The organism is Pseudomonas sp. S30_BP2TU TE3576 (genome assembly GCF_050436025.1).
Taxonomy (GTDB): Bacteria; Pseudomonadota; Gammaproteobacteria; order Pseudomonadales; family Pseudomonadaceae; genus Aquipseudomonas.
The window spans coordinates 4,281,890-4,297,369 of the sequence record NZ_JBNDLK010000001.1; the positions used below are offsets into that span (position 1 = coordinate 4,281,890).

A 15,480-nucleotide genomic window follows, 5' to 3' on the forward strand; every position below is an offset into this window, starting at 1 on the left:
GCGCTCATCGCCTGCATGCGGATCCTACTTATCCGGCTGAATGCCATGTTGAGGGACGGCACCGAATGGCGGTGACGAGCGGCAGGGGGAAGACAGTTGCTCCCACAGGGTTTTGCATCAGGGTTGAAGGTGAGAGTTGTCGTTGAGATAGCGTGCCAATTCATCTTGCCGCTGGCAGCCGAGGAGTAGCCAAAGCAGGATCCTGGCTTTGCGCGGGCAGAGAAAGCCTGCCATCAGTGCGCCCTTGCGAATCAGGTCCAACTCGCTGCCAGCAAACCCGTAGGAATGTTGCGCGGTGGAGCCAGAACCGGTGCGGGTTGCAATGATCACAGGGATTTTCCCGGCGATGACCTCGATCATCGCAGCCCAGCTCTCCGAGACATGCCCGGCACCGAAACCGGCAATCACCAACCCGTCGTAGCCGAGTTTGAGGATGTTTTCCAATAACAGGGTATCGGCAGACAGTGACGCTTCCAGCAAGGCGACCTTATGCGTTGTGTGTTGTGGCAAGGGCAGAACGCTGCGCGGCACCGACGGACACAAATAGCCAACGTGGTTTTCCACCAGCAAGCCAGCGGGGCCGAAGATAGGTGAAGAGAATGCTTGCAGGGCCAGCGAATCGGTTTTGCGTACGCACCTGGCCTGATGAATCTGCCCGTTCATCACTACCTGGACGCCTCGGCGCCTGCTGTTTTCGGCCAGCGCGACACGGCAGGCATCCAGCACATTTGCCGGGCCGTCGGCGCCAGGCTGTTTGGCCGAACGCATGGCGCCCGTCAGGACCAGGGGTTCATCGCAGTCCCATAGATAATCGAAAAACACGGCCGCTTCTTCGAGGGTGTCGGTACCTTGGGTGATGACCACGCCGACGGCACCTTGCTCTACCTGATATTTCGCCCAGGAAAGTACGCTCAGCAGGCACCCGAAGTTCAATGATGCACTGGGCAGCAGGCCCAGGGTTTCAACCGTCACCCGGGCCAGCGTCGTCAATTGCGGTACGGATGCCAGCAGGGCTTCGCCGCTGACCGTCGGAATCACGCCTTCGCCGGCGTTCCTGGCTTGCATGCTCACGGTGCCACCGAGCGCAGCGATGGCCAGTTTGGGTAGGTCCATGTCATACCTCGCTTACTTGCGATGAGGGGTGGCTGTATCCGCTTTTGAGGTCGTGATACAGCCGGTTGGCCGCGTGCTTCAAAGCGCGATCAGGAAGCCGATCAGGGGGATGATCAATGCCGTGCTGACAGCCATGGACAGGACATTGCCGATGTAGCCGTGCATGTCGGTCGGCAATCTGGCGGATATCGCACAGGCCAGGGGTGGCGCGCACAAGGCCCCCAGTACTGCGCTCGAGACGATGACCAGCCAACTGCCGCCATAAGTCAAAAGCGCCGCAGGCACGACGGACACCAGCGGCACGTAGGTCGGGTACCAGCCGCGCAACATCCATTGCCGGCGCCAGAACACGACGCCGATGGCAGAGGTCAGCGCCTGGGCGCCGATCAGTTGTGGCAGCAGGCCTGAGCCGTAAACCGGGCTCATGGGGTTCAAGGTGTAGGCCAGCCATGCACCGGCCAGCAATCCGATGCTTGCCAGTTCATTGCCAAAGAACGGCGCTTCCGAGAAGTCGGCCAGGACCCTGCGCAAGCTCCAGACCACACCGTAATCCGGCGTTTTGGTGGGGGTGGGTGCGGGTGCAAGGTCCGATGGCGTTTCGCATGGGGCGGATTTCACCAGGCTCGGCAGGTAACGACAGAGCAGAAAAGCCAACACGCTGGCGATCGCCATGCCCGAGACATTGCCGATCACCACCGGCAGGCCCAGTGGGTTGCAGACATGGTTGACGATCAGCAAACACATGGGCGTGACGAGTACGGCCCCCATGATCGCGCCGTTGATCGTGACCTTCCAGCCGCCGCCAAACATCAGCACCATCGCCGCTGGCAGCGAGACAAATGCGGCAAACGTGGGTTGCCAGCTCGAGGCTGTCACCGTCCAGCCCCACAGCAGATTGCTGAGCAACAAACCGAGCAGGGAACTGGTGACCAGCCACGGCCACAACCCGGTGCCATAGGAAATGGCGAAGCCTTGCCAGGGTCTTTTCGTGCGATTCGCCCAATACGCCAGATAGGCCCCCGCCAGCAGCCCGATGGAGGCGAACTCGTGTTTGTAGAAAGCCACTTCACTGATGTCTCCCACCACCCAGCGCAACCAGGCGCTCGGCTCGGGCAGGCCCGACAGCATGTCGCTGTAGCTTGGCCAATGAGCGGACCAGAAGGAACGGTTGGTGAATGAAAGCCAGATAATCAGCAATGTCGTGCCGATCATCAGCAAGATGATCGCCGTATCGAAAGGCGTTCGGTGGATAGGGCGGTTTTTGTTGGTTGTGGTTTTCATGAGTGATGTCTCCTGATCAGCGCGGGAGACATGCGTGCTGGGTATAGCCGAGCATTTGGCCGTAGAGGTCGGCTCGACGATCGCGATGCAGGTCGTTCAGGTTGTTCCAGATGGGCGCGCTGCGTGAACTGGTCAGGTCGATGTCGGCAAACAGAATTTCCTGTTTGTCCGCTGAGGCTACCGCGCCAATCGGCCAGCCGTTGGTGCCGGCAATCAGCGAGCAGCCGAGGTAGCGAGCGCCTCGCTCTTCGCCGATCCGGCTCGCCGCCGCGATAAACACATTGTTGACGTGAGCGGCGGTCATCGTCAGATACGACGCCATGCACTTGCCGGCATCGTCGAACAGCGGCGGTGGCGTCCAGACCCAGTTGTTCAGGCTGCAAATGATGTCCGCGCCTTGCTGGCTGAGGATGCGCGGTACTTCCGGAAACCAGATGTCCCAGCAGATCAGCATCCCGATGCGGCCAATGGGTGTATCAAACACCGGGAAACCCAGATCACCCGGTGTGAACCACAATTTCTCCAGATTCCACAAATGGGCTTTGCGGTACTTGCCGATAAAACCGTCCGGCCCGAGCAGGACGCTGGTGTTGAACAAGCGCATGCCGTCACGCTCGGCCAGGCCGGCAACCAGATAAACCTTGTGTTTACCGGCAAACGCTAACCAGCTCTGCACACTTGGCCCTTCGGGAATCAGCTCCGAATGGTCGAAGGCATCCTGCCGGTTGCGGAAAAAATAGCCGCAATTGGAAAGCTCAGGCACGACGATGAGATTCGCCCCGCCGTTGACCGCTTCCAGCGCCAGTTCCAGGCTGCGCCGCAGATTCGCTTCGCGATTCTCCAGGCCGACTTGTGGATCGAATTGCACGACGGCTACACGAACAGGACTTGTTGGCTCGCTCATTACGGATGACCCCTTTTTATTGTTATTCACGTTGTTTAACTGCGTGTTTATAAGAGTTGAATCAGCCGCTGGACGTAAGTCAGCGGCTTCCGATAAGGCTGTAGTCCTTGTCCCAAGATGGAAGATTGAAGGCGTTGACGGGGGCGACAGGCGCGCCGGGGAAAGAGCCAATACACGTCGTGCATGGCTCTGGAGTGAAGGGGATCAGGGGCGGAGCTGGTAGTGCGGATAGTCATTCATGGTGAAGCCACCATTGAAAGTCGCGGCGGTGTTGTTGCAAATGTGAATGACCGCATCGACGGCCCCGCGAAAGCAGGGTTCCGTCCAGCCGGCATCGACTGAAAAGGATTCTCCGGAAAAATACAAACCTGACAGGTGGGCGAAATCCCTGTTGTATCTCATCAAGCCGACGGCGTCGTAATAGGTGCCGGGGCGATACAGCCTGGCGCAACCCAGGGCGTTTTTATCGGTGATCCAGCGTTGGACCACGGCCTGGTCAATGCCAATGTAGGGCGAAATTCGCTCTTGAATATTGGCGCAGTTCATCAGGATACGGTCCAGCTCTTCGACACATTGGGCCACCAGTTCCTTGTCACTCAGCAAACCGAGTTTGGTGGCGTCATCCTCCCAGGTGTAACTCAGGAGAATGCAGTCATCGCTGTAGTGATCGTTGTAGCGGTAGGCATAGACGTCATGGATAAAACTGTCGGTGACGATGGTCTGCGGAATTTTGCCGGGGCTCGACAGGAATGATTTTTTCAAGGGCGCGTAAACTTTGCAGCTGGTTTCCCAGTGCGCCGTTTTATAGGCATTGATCGTCTCGTAAGGCAGCATTTGCTGGGTGAAATGTTCAAGTTTGATTCGGGTTTCAATCAGCCAGGACGGCAGGGTCATGATGACGGAGTCGAAGTCATCGAAGTGTTCCTGGGTGTGCGTGGGTTGGCTGTGTTTCCAGTTGAAGTAAACGCGTGTTTTGCGGTTGGCCAGTTTTCTCAGGCGGGTAACGGATGAGTCTGTGAGAAAGCCGTTGCTTCGTTCACGGCTGTGTTCATAGACGGATTTTCCGGTCTCCTCGATGGCCATGAAGAACAGGCACTCGCTCAGTGAGGCAAGCCCGATGTAGCGCGGCCTGTCGAAGTCGAGGCCCGCCGAGTCATGCACGGCTTCGCTGTGCAAGCAGGGTGAGGCCAGCGGATTACCCTGTGTGTCCACCCGGCCATGGATCAGTTGCAGATGACTGCTGAAGCCGAAAATGGCCGTGCGCAGGGGGTAGAGGGCACATACATCGTAAAAGGCCCCCCAACTGCCATCACCGATGCCGATGGCATAGAAAATGGCCGACTCCTGCGCAGACATTCCCAGCCCGCCAAAGTCTCCGGGCGACCGTTCATCCCAGGCTTGCAGGGCCGGCATGCTGACCAGATTACGGAAGGACACGCTCTCGTATTTGTCGACGATCGCCGCCCACATGGCTTCCCATTTGTCGCTGGCGTACACCGCCGCGACATGCCGGGTCATGCGATCGGCAAAAGTTTTCCACTTGGCATAGACCTTTTGCAGCTCTTCTCCGGGTGGTGGAGTCCGGCCATCCTGGTTTTTCCATACCAGCATCTGCGCAATTGTTCCGCCGCCCATGCTGCCCTCGCGAAGATAGATCCCGGTAGAGCTGACCCACTGGCTTCCGGGGTTGGCAAAGTCTGAAAACGCCAGGTCGAACGCCTTGGCGTAATAAGCCATCAGCGATCTGCCCTCTGTCGGTGATTCGCCTGCCCGGTTGAAAAAAGGCATGCGCATGGCGCCCATTTCAAATGGCGTATGAGTTTGCGCTGGGTGCTGGCTGCCGAGGACGGTCAGGTGCCTGCCGCCGATGCGCCTGGATTGTTCGATGAGGGTGATTTGGGTAAAGCCACAACGATAGAGTTCTCTGGCGGCCGTCAGTCCGGTGACGCCTGCGCCGATGATGCAAATCCGGTGTTGTTGCTCGTTTGCCCGGGCGATGCCGTTGTCCTGTTCAACCAGCGCCCGATAATCGAAGCACAAGTCAGGTGGATTGGGAAAACGCGCGACCCATGGGTTATCAGCCGGGGGCGTTGTTGTGGCGGCGTCTTCTTCGGCAACGGATGAAGGGTAATTGTCGCTTGATCCAATAGTCACTGTTGATCTTCCCTGTCAGCACTGATGGTGAATGCAGGGAGAGAGATTGAAGCGTTGAAGACTTCACGTACATGAGCTCAATCGGGTTCGTTGGCGCTCTTCGTTCCGCTTTTTACGTAGGAAAAAACTACAAAAAAAGGCCTGCGATGCAGGCCTTTCTCAAGGTTCTTTGCTTTCACGCCGCTTGCTGAAATTGCTGGCGATATTGGTTCGGTGACAACTCCGTGTGCTGGCGGAACAGTCGTGCAAAGAAGCTCGCATCGTCATAGCCCACCTCATAGCTGATGGTCTTGATGCTCTTGCGGCTGCCGGACAGCAAGCCCTTGGCGGTTTCGATGCGCAGGCGTTGCAGGTAATGCAGCGGTTTGTCCCCGGTGGCGGTCTGGAAGCGGCGCATGAAGTTGCGGATGCTCATGCCGTGTTCGCGGGCGACGTCTTCGAAACGGAACTTGTCGGCGAAGTGTTCTTCGAGCCAGTGCTGGATCTGCAGGATGATCACATCCTGGTGCAGCTTCTGCCCGCCAAAACCGATGCGTCCCGGCGAGTAACTGCGCTGTACCTCATACAGAATGTCCCGTGCTACGGCCTGGGACACATTGGCGCCACAGAAACGCTCGATCAGGTAAATGTACAGGTCGCACGCCGACGTGGTGCCGCCGGCGCAGTACAGGTTATCGGCGTCGGTCAGGTGTTTGTCCTGATTGAGCTGGACCTGGGGGAAGCGTTCGGCGAAGGCATTGAAGAAGCGCCAGTAGGTGGTCGCTTCCTTGCCGTTGAGCAGCCCGGCTTCGGCCAGCCAGAACACACCGGTGGCCTCGCCGCACAGCACGGCACCGCGTGCATGTTGCTGGCGCAGCCAGGGCAGGACTTGCGGATAACGCTTGCACAGGCTGTCGAAATCGTCCCAGAACGCAGGAAGAACGATGATGTCGGCGTTTTCCAGCCCGCCATCCACCGGAATCATCACATCGCTGAAGGTATTGACCGGTTTGCCGTCGGGGCTGACCAGACGGGTTTCGAACGCCGGTGTCAGGCCCTGGCCCAGCTGTTTGCCGTAGCGCAGGCTGGCGAGGTGGAAGAAGTCCTTGGCTTGCATGAGGGTGGAAGCGAAAACCCGGTCGATGGCCAGGATGCTGACGCGCCGCAGGGGCGTGGAGGCTTGGTTAGACATAATTCAACTTTATTTTTATAGGGGGAAGTGGTCACCAGACGGCTGGATCGTCTTATTTTTTGTCGGATGTGTCCAGTGTCCTGTATCGGAAGCGAGGCTTAGTCTCTGAAGGTCAACCCCTTCTAAAAACAAAGAAAAGGTGCCGCATGATCCCCAGAACCCTGTTCAGCTCCGAGCATGAGCTTTTCCGCGACAGCGTGCGGACGTTCCTCGAAAAAGAGGCGGTGCCATTCCATGGGCAATGGGAAAAACAAGGCTATATCGACCGTAAGCTCTGGAACAAGGCAGGGGAGGCGGGGATGCTCTGCTCGCACCTGCCGGAAGAGTATGGCGGCCTCGGGGCGGACTTTCTCTATAGTGCGGTGGTGATCGAGGAAGTGGGGCGACTTGGCCTGACCGGCATCGGTTTTTCCCTGCATTCGGACATCGTCGCGCCGTACATCCTGCATTACGGCAGTGAAGCGCTGAAGCGCAAGTACCTGCCGAAACTGGTGTCCGGCGAGATGGTTACCGCGATCGCCATGACTGAACCGGGCGCCGGTTCCGATCTGCAAGGGGTGAAAACCACGGCAGTGCTCGAGGGTGACGAGTACGTGATCAACGGCTCCAAGACCTTCATCACCAACGGCTACCTGGCCGACCTGGTGATCGTCGTCGCCAAGACCGATCCGAAGGCCGGCGCGAAGGGCACCAGTCTGTTTCTGGTGGAAGCCAATACGCCAGGTTTCGACAAAGGCAAGCGCCTGGAGAAAGTCGGGATGAAGGCCCAGGACACGTCGGAGCTGTTCTTCCAGGACGTGCGTGTGCCCAGGGAAAACCTGCTGGGCCAGGCCGGGATGGGGTTCGCCTACCTGATGCAGGAATTGCCCCAGGAGCGTCTCACCGTGGCCGTTGGCGGCCTGGCTTCAGCCGAAGCGGCGCTGCAATGGACGCTGGACTACACCCGCGAGCGCAAGGCGTTCGGCAAGTCGATCGCGGACTTCCAGAATACCCGGTTCAAACTGGCGGAGATGGCCACGGAAATCCAGATCGGCCGCGTCTTCGTCGACCGCTGCCTGGAACTGCACCTGCAAGGCAAGCTCGACGTGCCGACGGCGGCAATGGCCAAGTACTGGGGCACTGACCTGCAATGCAAGGTGCTCGATGAATGCGTGCAATTGCACGGTGGCTACGGGTTCATGTGGGAGTACCCGATTGCCCGGGCGTGGGCGGATGCGCGGGTGCAGCGGATCTATGCCGGGACGAACGAGATCATGAAGGAGATCATTGCGCGGTCGCTTTGATCTGAGTTGGGCAGGCCAGATGCCTTCGCGGGCAAGCCCGCTCCCACAGGGACAGCGCAGTCCTTGTGGGAGCGGGCTTGCCCGCGAAGGCTTTATAACTGTCGATCAAGGCGCAGGGTTCGGATGATCCTTGTGAATCGCCTCGATCCCTTCCAGCACTTCCTCCGACAACTTCAAGTCGAAACTGGCGATATTGCTCTCCAGTTGCTCCATCGTGGTCGCGCCAATGATGTTGCTGGTCACGAACGGCTGCTGCGTCACGAACGCCAGGGCCATTTGCGCCGGGTCCAGGCCATGTTCGCGAGCCAGAGCCACGTAACGGCTGCAGGCGGCTTCCGATTGCGCGTTGAAATAGCGGCTGAAGCGGCTATAGAGGCTCAAGCGAGCTTTTGGCGGGCGGGCGCCACCTTCGTACTTGCCTGACAGGAAACCGAACGCCAGCGGCGAGTAGGCGAGCAGGCCGCATTGCTCGCGGATGGCGATTTCCGCCAGGCCGACTTCGAAGCTGCGGTTGAGCAGGTTGTACGGATTCTGGATCGAAACGGCGCGCGGCCAGCCTCGGGCTTCGGCCAGGGCCAGGAAGCGCATGGTGCCCCACGGCGTCTCGTTGGACAGGCCGATGTGGCGGATCTTGCCGGCGCGGACCTGCTCGTCCAGCGCTTCGAGGGTGTCCTCCAGCGGGGTCAGGTTGGCTTCGATCTTGTGCTTGTAGCCGAGCTGGCCGAAGAAGTTGGTGCTGCGCTCCGGCCAGTGCAATTGGTACAGGTCGATGTAATCGGTCTGCAGGCGCTTGAGGCTGGCGTCCACGGCTTCGGTGATGTGCTGTCGATTGTGCCGAAGGTTCTTGTCGCGGATGTAGTCGATGGTGTTGCCGGGGCCGGCGATCTTGCTGGCCAGGATCCAGTCGGAGCGGTCGCCACGGCTTTTGAAGTAATTGCCGATGTAGCGTTCGGTGGTGGCGTAGGTTTCGGCCTTGGGCGGCACCGGGTACATCTCGGCAGTGTCGATGAAGTTGATCCCGGCACTCTTGGCCCGTTCAATCTGGGCGAAGGCGTCTGCCTCGCTGTTTTGCTCGCCCCAGGTCATGGTTCCGAGGCAGAGGGCACTCACGTTCAGATTCGTTCGGCCTAGCTGGCGATAGTCCATCGGGTGCTCCTTGGGCAAAACAATCATAAAAGCAGGTTGAATTATTTTTCGCAATCTGCATAATTGCGCACCTCTTTCTGCAGTGGAAGTGATGCGCCGCCGCCGAAGAATCTTGCCGTTGAACGGACGCGCCGACCCGAGCCCCCGAAAGCGTCTGTATCCGGCTGCCTTTGACTTGTCAAAGTACGCACTATTCAGTAAGATCCGCCGTCTAATTTACAGGGCGGCCCCTGAGGCTATAAAGAATGAAAACTTTTACTGCTAAACCGGAAACAGTAAAGCGCGACTGGTTTGTCGTCGACGCTGCTGGTCAGACCCTGGGTCGTCTGGCCACCGAAATCGCGAGCCGTCTGCGTGGCAAGCACAAGCCTGAGTACACTCCTCACGTTGACACCGGCGACTACATCGTCGTAATCAACGCTGAGCAGATCCGTGTTACCGGTGCTAAAACCACTGACAAAATGTACTACTCCCACTCCGGTTTCCCGGGCGGCATCAAGTCGATCAACTTTGAAAAGCTGATCGCCAAGGCCCCTGAGCGCGTGATCGAGACCGCGGTCAAAGGCATGCTGCCTAAGAACCCGCTGGGTCGCGACATGTACCGTAAGCTGAAAGTCTATGCGGGCGCTGCACACCCTCATACTGCTCAGCAGCCCCAAGAACTGAAGATTTAACGGAATAGTTCATTATGTCGGCGACTCAAAATTACGGCACTGGCCGTCGCAAGACCGCAACCGCACGCGTTTTCCTGCGTCCGGGTACTGGTAACATCTCCATCAACAACCGTTCGCTGGATAATTTCTTCGGCCGCGAAACTGCCCGCATGGTAGTTCGTCAGCCGCTGGAATTGACTGAGACTGTCGAGAAGTTCGACATCTACGTCACCGTGATCGGCGGTGGTGTAAGTGGTCAGGCTGGCGCAATCCGCCACGGCATCACTCGCGCTCTGATGGACTACGACGAGACTCTGCGCAGCGCCCTGCGTAAAGCCGGCTTCGTAACCCGCGATGCTCGTGAAGTTGAACGTAAGAAAGTCGGTCTGCGTAAAGCGCGTAAGCGTCCGCAGTACTCGAAGCGTTAATTCGCTTTCACGTTCAAAAAAGAACGCCCAGTTTCCTCACGGAGCTGGGCGTTTTTTTGTGCCTGCGATTTATCAAAGAATTGCGCTGTGACAACTTGCCACATCCGTAGACGCCCTATACTACAAGGCTTGGGGGTGATGGGTTCCGGTAATTACCTTGTCAGAATTGGGGCTTTTCATTACCATTCGGCAAAATTTTTATAAGTACATAGATTTACTTAGTAGATGCCTGATTTAACAGGCCACAAAGCTGATGGGAGAGGACTGAATGAGCAATGACGGCGTGAATGCAGGCCGGCGTCGCTTCTTGGTAGCAGCCACATCCGTGGTGGGTGCTGCAGGAGCGGTGGGGGCTGCGGTCCCGTTCGTGGGGTCATGGTTTCCCAGTGCCAAGGCGAAAGCCGCAGGTGCACCGGTGAAAGTGAATGTCAGCAAAATCGAGCCAGGCCAGCAGATGATTGCTGAGTGGCGCGGCCAGCCGGTGTTCATCGTCCGCCGTACACCGGAAATCCTGGGGAATCTGAAAAAGATCGAGGGCCAGCTCGTTGACCCGACCTCCAAGAACTCGACACAACCGACTTACGTTGATCCGCAAACCCGTTCGATCAAGCCTGAGGTTCTGCTGCTGATCGGTATCTGCACGCACCTGGGTTGTTCGCCGACGTTCCGTCCCGAAGTGGCACCTGCGGATCTGGGTAAAGACTGGGTAGGCGGTTATTTCTGCCCTTGCCACGGTTCCCACTACGATCTGGCTGGCCGCGTCTACAAGTCGCAACCTGCGCCTTTGAACCTGCCAGTTCCCCCGCATTCCTATGAGACCGACGACATCATTGTCATTGGCGTCGATACGGAGAAAGCGTGATGAGCAAGTTCATGGATTGGGTTGACGCGCGCTTTCCCGCCACCAAGATGTGGGAAGATCATCTCAGCAAGTATTACGCTCCGAAAAACTTCAACTTCTTCTACTTTTTTGGCTCCCTCGCACTGCTCGTTCTGGTCAACCAGATCGTTACCGGTGTCTGGTTGACCATGAGCTACAACCCGTCGGCGGAAGAAGCGTTCGCTTCCGTCGAATACATCATGCGTGACGTCGAGTACGGCTCGATCCTGCGTCTGCTGCACTCCACTGGCGCTTCCGCATTCTTCATCGTGGTCTATCTGCACATGTTCCGTGGCCTGCTCTACGGTTCGTACCAGAAACCGCGTGAACTGGTGTGGGTCTTCGGCATGCTGATCTACCTGGCGCTGATGGCCGAAGCATTCATGGGTTACCTGCTGCCGTGGGGCCAGATGTCCTACTGGGGTGCCCAGGTAATCATCTCGCTGTTTGGTGCGATCCCGGTCATCGGCAACGACCTGACCCAATGGATTCGCGGTGACTACCTGATTTCCGGTATTACCCTGAACCGCTTCTTCGCCCTGCACGTGGTTGCCCTGCCGATCGTTATCCTTGGTCTGGTGGTGCTGCACATCCTGGCGTTGCACGAAGTCGGTTCGAACAACCCGGACGGCGTGGATATCAAGAAGCACAAGGACGAAAACGGCATACCGCTGGACGGCATTGCCTTCCACCCGTACTACACGGTGAAGGATATCGTCGGCGTGGTGGTGTTCCTGTTCATCTTCTGCTCGATCGTGTTCTTCTTCCCGGAAATGGGCGGTTACTTCCTCGAAAAGCCGAACTTTGAAGTGGCGAACGCCTTCAAGACTCCGGAGCACATTGCTCCAGTCTGGTACTTCACCCCGTTCTACGCCATCTTGCGCGCGATTCCGGACAAGCTCTTCGGGGTGATCGCCATGGGTGCGGCCATTGCTGTGCTGTTCGTCCTGCCATGGCTGGACCGTAGCCCGGTCAAGTCGATGCGCTACAAAGGCTGGCTGAGCAAGATCTGGCTCTGGGTGTTCTGCATCGCGTTCGTGATCCTGGGTGTGCTGGGCGTATTGGCCCCAACCCCTGAGCGTACGTTGGTGTCGCAGGTATGTACCTTCCTGTACTTCGCCTACTTCATTCTGATGCCGTTCTACACCCGGCTCGAGAAGACCAAACCGGTTCCGGAAAGGGTGACTGGCTGATGAAAAAACTATTTGCTGTATTGATGCTTGCCGCGCTGCCAGTGTTCGCTTTCGCAGCTGAACACGGTGGCCCCGAGCTGGAAAAAGTCGACATTGACGTTTCCGATAAAGCAGCCATGCAGGACGGCGCGCGTACGTTCGCCAACTACTGCATGGGTTGCCACAGTGCCAAGTTCCAGCGCTATGAGCGTGTTGCCGACGACCTGGGCATTCCCCATGAGTTGATGCTGGAAAAACTGGTGTTCACGGGTGCCAAGATCGGCGACCACATGAGCATCGGCATGCAGCCTGCGGACGCCAAGGCCTGGTTCGGTGCGGCGCCACCGGATCTGACCCTGGTTGCCCGTGTTCGCGGCACTGACTGGCTCTATGGCTACCTGAGATCGTTCTACGAAGATCCTTCGCGCCCATGGGGTGTGAACAACAAGGTTTTCCCGAACGTGGGTATGCCTAACGTCCTGGCTGGCCTGCAAGGTCGCCAGGTCGTCGGTTGCAAGCAGGTTCAGATCGTCGAAGACGGCAAGAAGCAATATGATCCGTTGACCGGTGCGAAGCTGACTCATGAAGCGTGTGATCAACTGACCATCGTGCCGAAAAGCGGTGCTCTGACTGAAGAGCAGTTCGATGAGAAGGTCAAGAATCTGGTAACCTTCCTGGCTTACTCGGCTAACCCGGTTAAGCTGCAACATCAGCGCATCGGTACTTACGTATTGTTGTACCTGGCGTTCTTCTTCGTCTTCGCTTACCTGCTCAAGCGCGAATACTGGAAAGACGTGCACTGATAAAGCTACAAGCTATTGCTGTTAATCGCGCGCGCCCAAGGGCGCCTCTGAAGATGTAGCGAGCCTGGTGAACCAGTCGTTACGGGAGGCGCCCTCTGGGCGCGCTCGTTTTTGAGCTTTCGATAATTTCTACAAGCGAGGAGGATCGCCATGGGCGTGACCAATCGGTTGGCCTGTTACTCCGACCCCGCCGACCACTATTCCCACCGAGTGCGCATCGTACTGGCAGAGAAGGGTGTCAGCGCCGAGATCATTTACGTGGAGGCTGGTCGCCAGCCACCTAAACTGATTGAAGTGAACCCTTACGGCAGCTTGCCTACCCTGGTCGATCGCGACCTGGCGTTGTGGGAGTCGACTGTGGTGATGGAATATCTGGATGAGCGTTACCCGCACCCGCCGCTACTGCCGGTTTATCCGGTGGCGCGTGCCAACAGTCGTCTGCTGATGCACCGCATTCAGCGAGACTGGTGTGGTCTGGTGGACCTGATTCTGGATTCACGGACCAAGGAAGCGGCCCGTGCCGTGGCTCGCAAAGAATTGCGCGAAAGCCTGACGGGTGTGTCGCCACTGTTTGCCGACAAGCCGTTTTTCCTCAGTGAGGAACAAAGTCTGGTGGATTGCTGCCTATTACCAATACTCTGGAGATTGCCGATCCTGGGTATAGAACTGCCGCGGCCGGCCAAGCCGCTGCTTGATTATATGGAGCGCCAGTTTGCGCGTGAGGCTTTCCAGGCGAGTCTGTCTGGTGTCGAACGCGACATGCGCTGAGGCTTAAGGAGCCGCTATGAACTCCAGTCGACCTTATCTGGTCCGCGCGCTCTATGAGTGGATTGTGGACAACGATTGCACCCCGCACATGCTGGTCAATTCCGAGTATCCGTCGGTACAGGTGCCTCAGGGTTTTGCCAGTGACGGGCAGATCGTCCTGAACGTATCGCCACAGGCCGTGCGCCACTTGCACATGGACAACGAGGCGGTCAGTTTCGAGGGGCGCTTTGGTGGCGTGCCGCACACCTTGTACGTGCCTATTGCATCGATCCTGGGTATCTACGCCCGGGAGAATGGCCAAGGCATGGTGTTTGATCTGGAATCGCCGATGGGCGAGGACGAAGAGATCGATCCGGATGACGATCTTCCACCACCTGACAGCGAGCCACCGCGTCCAAGCGGTCGACCCAGTCTGAAAGTGGTGAAGTAATAAAAAAGGCGATCCGCAAGGATCGCCTTTTTTATTACGCAGGATTGCAGATCAATCGATGTACTCAAACAGCTTCACGATCTTCTGCACGCCGGAAACGCCTTGCACCAGGTTGGTCGCCTGCGCAGCTTCCTGTTTGGTCAGCAGGCCCAGCATGTAGACAATGCCGTTTTCAGTGACGACCTTGATGCGCGAGCCGGGGATGTTCGCATCGGCAAGCATCTGGGTCTTGATCTTGGTGGTCAGCCAGGTGTCGTTCTGGCGAGCCAGCAGCGAGGAGGGGGGCAGGATTTGCAGTTCGTTGTGCACCTGCTTCACGCGCTGAACAGCGGCGGCGGCCTGTTCGGCCTTGGCCTTGAGGTCTGCGCGTGGCGTTTGCCCGGCGAGCAGCACAACACCGTTGAAGCTGGTGACAACGATGTGTGAGTCTTTATCCAGGGCCGGGTCGGCCTTGGCGACGTTCACGCCAACCTTGGTGTCGATCAGGGAGTCGTCGATCTTGCTGCCCAGCGTACGAGTACCGCGGTCATCTTCAATCGGTGCTTCACGGCTGGCGGTCACTACCGAGGTGCAGCCGCTGATGCCGAGGCACAGGGTCAAGGCCAGTAGGCCAAGGCGATTAGGGGTCATTCTTCACTCCCGAACAATTGGCTGTCGATCAAGTCGCAAAGGCAATGGATCGCCAGCAGGTGGACTTCTTGAATACGAGCGGTGACGTTGGCCGGTACGCGAATCTCGACGTCCTCGGGCAACAGCAGCGACGCCATGCCGCCGCCATCACGTCCCGTCAATGCTACGACAATCATTTCGCGATCATGTGCGGCCTGGATCGCTTGAATTATGTTGGCCGAGTTGCCGCTGGTGGAGATAGCCAGCAACACGTCGCCCGGTTGGCCGAGTGCACGGATCTGCTTGGAGAAGATTTCGTTGTAGCTGTAGTCGTTGGCGATCGAGGTGATTGTCGAGCTGTCGGTCGTCAGGGCAATGGCCGGCAGGCTCGGGCGCTCGCGCTCAAAGCGATTGAGCAGCTCGGACGAAAAGTGCTGGGCATCACCGGCAGAACCGCCGTTACCACAGGAAAGCATTTTGCCTTCGTTGAGCAGGGCGTTGACCATGACCTGGCTGGCTTGCTCGATGTGCGGTGCAAGTACTTCCATCGCCTGTTGCTTGGTGTCGATACTGGCCTGAAAAAGCTGGCGAATTCGGGATTGCATGTCCATCTGTGTGACCTTAATTAGCGCGGCTGTTCGGCACGTGAATGTGCAGCCCGCAAAGCAAAGAGCAAAAGTGTTGG

16 protein-coding genes are annotated in these 15,480 nt (G+C 57.9%); 8 read left to right on the top strand and 8 right to left on the bottom strand.

From position 1 onward, the window contains the following. Positions 1 to 117 precede the first annotated feature (117 nt). The 5 genes from ABIA48_RS19595 to ABIA48_RS19615 form a co-directional block, all read right to left on the bottom strand. A complete protein-coding gene (locus ABIA48_RS19595) occupies positions 118 to 1,113 on the bottom strand; it encodes an asparaginase (RefSeq protein ID WP_429490703.1) in 996 nt (331 codons plus the stop codon). A 78-nt stretch (positions 1,114 to 1,191) separates the two neighbouring features. Beyond that, on the bottom strand, positions 1,192 to 2,394 hold the full coding sequence (locus ABIA48_RS19600; protein WP_429490705.1) for a hypothetical protein: 1,203 nt from the start codon (positions 2,392 to 2,394) through the stop codon (positions 1,192 to 1,194). Positions 2,395 to 2,410: 16 nt separating this feature from the next. Further along, entirely contained in the window at positions 2,411 to 3,298 is an 888-nt protein-coding gene (locus ABIA48_RS19605; RefSeq protein WP_429490707.1) for a nitrilase family protein, read from the bottom strand. A 204-nt stretch (positions 3,299 to 3,502) separates the two neighbouring features. Then, positions 3,503 to 5,452, bottom strand: coding sequence for a flavin monoamine oxidase family protein (locus tag ABIA48_RS19610; protein ID WP_429490709.1), 1,950 nt, complete (start codon positions 5,450 to 5,452; stop codon positions 3,503 to 3,505). Positions 5,453 to 5,627: 175 nt separating this feature from the next. Continuing rightward, entirely contained in the window at positions 5,628 to 6,548 is a 921-nt protein-coding gene (locus ABIA48_RS19615; protein ID WP_178120848.1) for a GlxA family transcriptional regulator, read from the bottom strand. Positions 6,549 to 6,769: 221 nt separating this feature from the next. On the opposite strand from ABIA48_RS19615, the gene ABIA48_RS19620 reads away from it, so the two are divergent. Further along, positions 6,770 to 7,906, top strand: a complete 1,137-nt coding sequence (locus tag ABIA48_RS19620; protein WP_429490711.1) for an acyl-CoA dehydrogenase family protein — start codon at positions 6,770 to 6,772, stop codon at positions 7,904 to 7,906. A 105-nt stretch (positions 7,907 to 8,011) separates the two neighbouring features. Here the strand turns inward: ABIA48_RS19620 and ABIA48_RS19625 are convergent, their stop codons facing one another. Then, positions 8,012 to 9,052 carry an NADP(H)-dependent aldo-keto reductase gene (locus ABIA48_RS19625; protein WP_007989856.1) on the bottom strand — a complete coding sequence of 347 codons (1,041 nt, stop codon included), beginning with the start codon at positions 9,050 to 9,052 and terminating at the stop codon, positions 8,012 to 8,014. A gap of 245 nt (positions 9,053 to 9,297) precedes the next feature. On the opposite strand from ABIA48_RS19625, the gene rplM reads away from it, so the two are divergent. From rplM to ABIA48_RS19660, 7 genes are all read left to right on the top strand, one after another. Further along, positions 9,298 to 9,726 carry a 50S ribosomal protein L13 gene (gene rplM, locus ABIA48_RS19630; protein ID WP_003228062.1) on the top strand — a complete coding sequence of 143 codons (429 nt, stop codon included), beginning with the start codon at positions 9,298 to 9,300 and terminating at the stop codon, positions 9,724 to 9,726. Between the two features lie 14 nt (positions 9,727 to 9,740). Next, positions 9,741 to 10,133, top strand: a complete 393-nt coding sequence (gene rpsI, locus ABIA48_RS19635; RefSeq protein WP_003228056.1) for a 30S ribosomal protein S9 — start codon at positions 9,741 to 9,743, stop codon at positions 10,131 to 10,133. A 268-nt stretch (positions 10,134 to 10,401) separates the two neighbouring features. Beyond that, positions 10,402 to 10,995, top strand: coding sequence for a ubiquinol-cytochrome c reductase iron-sulfur subunit (gene petA / locus ABIA48_RS19640; RefSeq protein WP_277531659.1), 594 nt, complete (start codon positions 10,402 to 10,404; stop codon positions 10,993 to 10,995). Next, positions 10,995 to 12,206 (top strand): cytochrome b, encoded by a 1,212-nt coding sequence (locus tag ABIA48_RS19645; RefSeq protein ID WP_007989860.1) that lies wholly within the window; start codon positions 10,995 to 10,997, stop codon positions 12,204 to 12,206. Before petA ends, ABIA48_RS19645 begins: the two co-directional genes overlap by 1 nt. Next, positions 12,206 to 12,988, top strand: coding sequence for a cytochrome c1 (locus tag ABIA48_RS19650; RefSeq protein WP_007989862.1), 783 nt, complete (start codon positions 12,206 to 12,208; stop codon positions 12,986 to 12,988). Before ABIA48_RS19645 ends, ABIA48_RS19650 begins: the two co-directional genes overlap by 1 nt. A 150-nt stretch (positions 12,989 to 13,138) precedes the next feature. Then, positions 13,139 to 13,756, top strand: coding sequence for a glutathione S-transferase N-terminal domain-containing protein (locus ABIA48_RS19655; protein ID WP_007989864.1), 618 nt, complete (start codon positions 13,139 to 13,141; stop codon positions 13,754 to 13,756). 16 nt (positions 13,757 to 13,772) lie between these two features. After that, positions 13,773 to 14,186, top strand: a complete 414-nt coding sequence (locus ABIA48_RS19660) for a ClpXP protease specificity-enhancing factor (protein ID WP_007989866.1) — start codon at positions 13,773 to 13,775, stop codon at positions 14,184 to 14,186. Between the two features lie 51 nt (positions 14,187 to 14,237). Here ABIA48_RS19660 and ABIA48_RS19665 read toward each other — a convergent pair whose 3' ends face one another. Further along, the gene (locus tag ABIA48_RS19665; RefSeq protein WP_007989868.1) at positions 14,238 to 14,816 is read right to left on the bottom strand and encodes a BON domain-containing protein; all 579 of its coding nucleotides are present in this window, start codon (positions 14,814 to 14,816) and stop codon (positions 14,238 to 14,240) included. Continuing rightward, complete coding sequence (locus tag ABIA48_RS19670) at positions 14,813 to 15,406, bottom strand: phosphoheptose isomerase (RefSeq protein ID WP_007972584.1); 594 nt, start codon at positions 15,404 to 15,406, stop codon at positions 14,813 to 14,815. Before ABIA48_RS19670 ends, ABIA48_RS19665 begins: the two co-directional genes overlap by 4 nt. Positions 15,407 to 15,480 lie beyond the last annotated feature (74 nt).

Excerpts from the sequence above, each read along its gene's own strand:
- ABIA48_RS19595 (WP_429490703.1), bottom strand. The coding sequence starts at position 1,113 with ATGGACCTACCCAAACTGGCCATCGCTGCGCTCGGTGGCACCGTGAGC.
- rpsI (WP_003228056.1), top strand. The coding sequence starts at position 9,741 with ATGTCGGCGACTCAAAATTACGGCACTGGCCGTCGCAAGACCGCAACC.
- ABIA48_RS19605 (WP_429490707.1), bottom strand. The coding sequence starts at position 3,298 with ATGAGCGAGCCAACAAGTCCTGTTCGTGTAGCCGTCGTGCAATTCGAT.
- ABIA48_RS19650 (WP_007989862.1), top strand. The coding sequence starts at position 12,206 with ATGAAAAAACTATTTGCTGTATTGATGCTTGCCGCGCTGCCAGTGTTC.
- ABIA48_RS19655 (WP_007989864.1), top strand. The coding sequence starts at position 13,139 with ATGGGCGTGACCAATCGGTTGGCCTGTTACTCCGACCCCGCCGACCAC.
- petA (WP_277531659.1), top strand. The coding sequence starts at position 10,402 with ATGAGCAATGACGGCGTGAATGCAGGCCGGCGTCGCTTCTTGGTAGCA.
- ABIA48_RS19625 (WP_007989856.1), bottom strand. The coding sequence starts at position 9,052 with ATGGACTATCGCCAGCTAGGCCGAACGAATCTGAACGTGAGTGCCCTC.
- ABIA48_RS19620 (WP_429490711.1), top strand. The coding sequence starts at position 6,770 with ATGATCCCCAGAACCCTGTTCAGCTCCGAGCATGAGCTTTTCCGCGAC.
- rplM (WP_003228062.1), top strand. The coding sequence starts at position 9,298 with ATGAAAACTTTTACTGCTAAACCGGAAACAGTAAAGCGCGACTGGTTT.
- ABIA48_RS19670 (WP_007972584.1), bottom strand. The coding sequence starts at position 15,406 with ATGGACATGCAATCCCGAATTCGCCAGCTTTTTCAGGCCAGTATCGAC.
- ABIA48_RS19665 (WP_007989868.1), bottom strand. The coding sequence starts at position 14,816 with ATGACCCCTAATCGCCTTGGCCTACTGGCCTTGACCCTGTGCCTCGGC.
- ABIA48_RS19615 (WP_178120848.1), bottom strand. The coding sequence starts at position 6,548 with ATGCAAGCCAAGGACTTCTTCCACCTCGCCAGCCTGCGCTACGGCAAA.
- ABIA48_RS19645 (WP_007989860.1), top strand. The coding sequence starts at position 10,995 with ATGAGCAAGTTCATGGATTGGGTTGACGCGCGCTTTCCCGCCACCAAG.
- ABIA48_RS19600 (WP_429490705.1), bottom strand. The coding sequence starts at position 2,394 with ATGAAAACCACAACCAACAAAAACCGCCCTATCCACCGAACGCCTTTC.
- ABIA48_RS19660 (WP_007989866.1), top strand. The coding sequence starts at position 13,773 with ATGAACTCCAGTCGACCTTATCTGGTCCGCGCGCTCTATGAGTGGATT.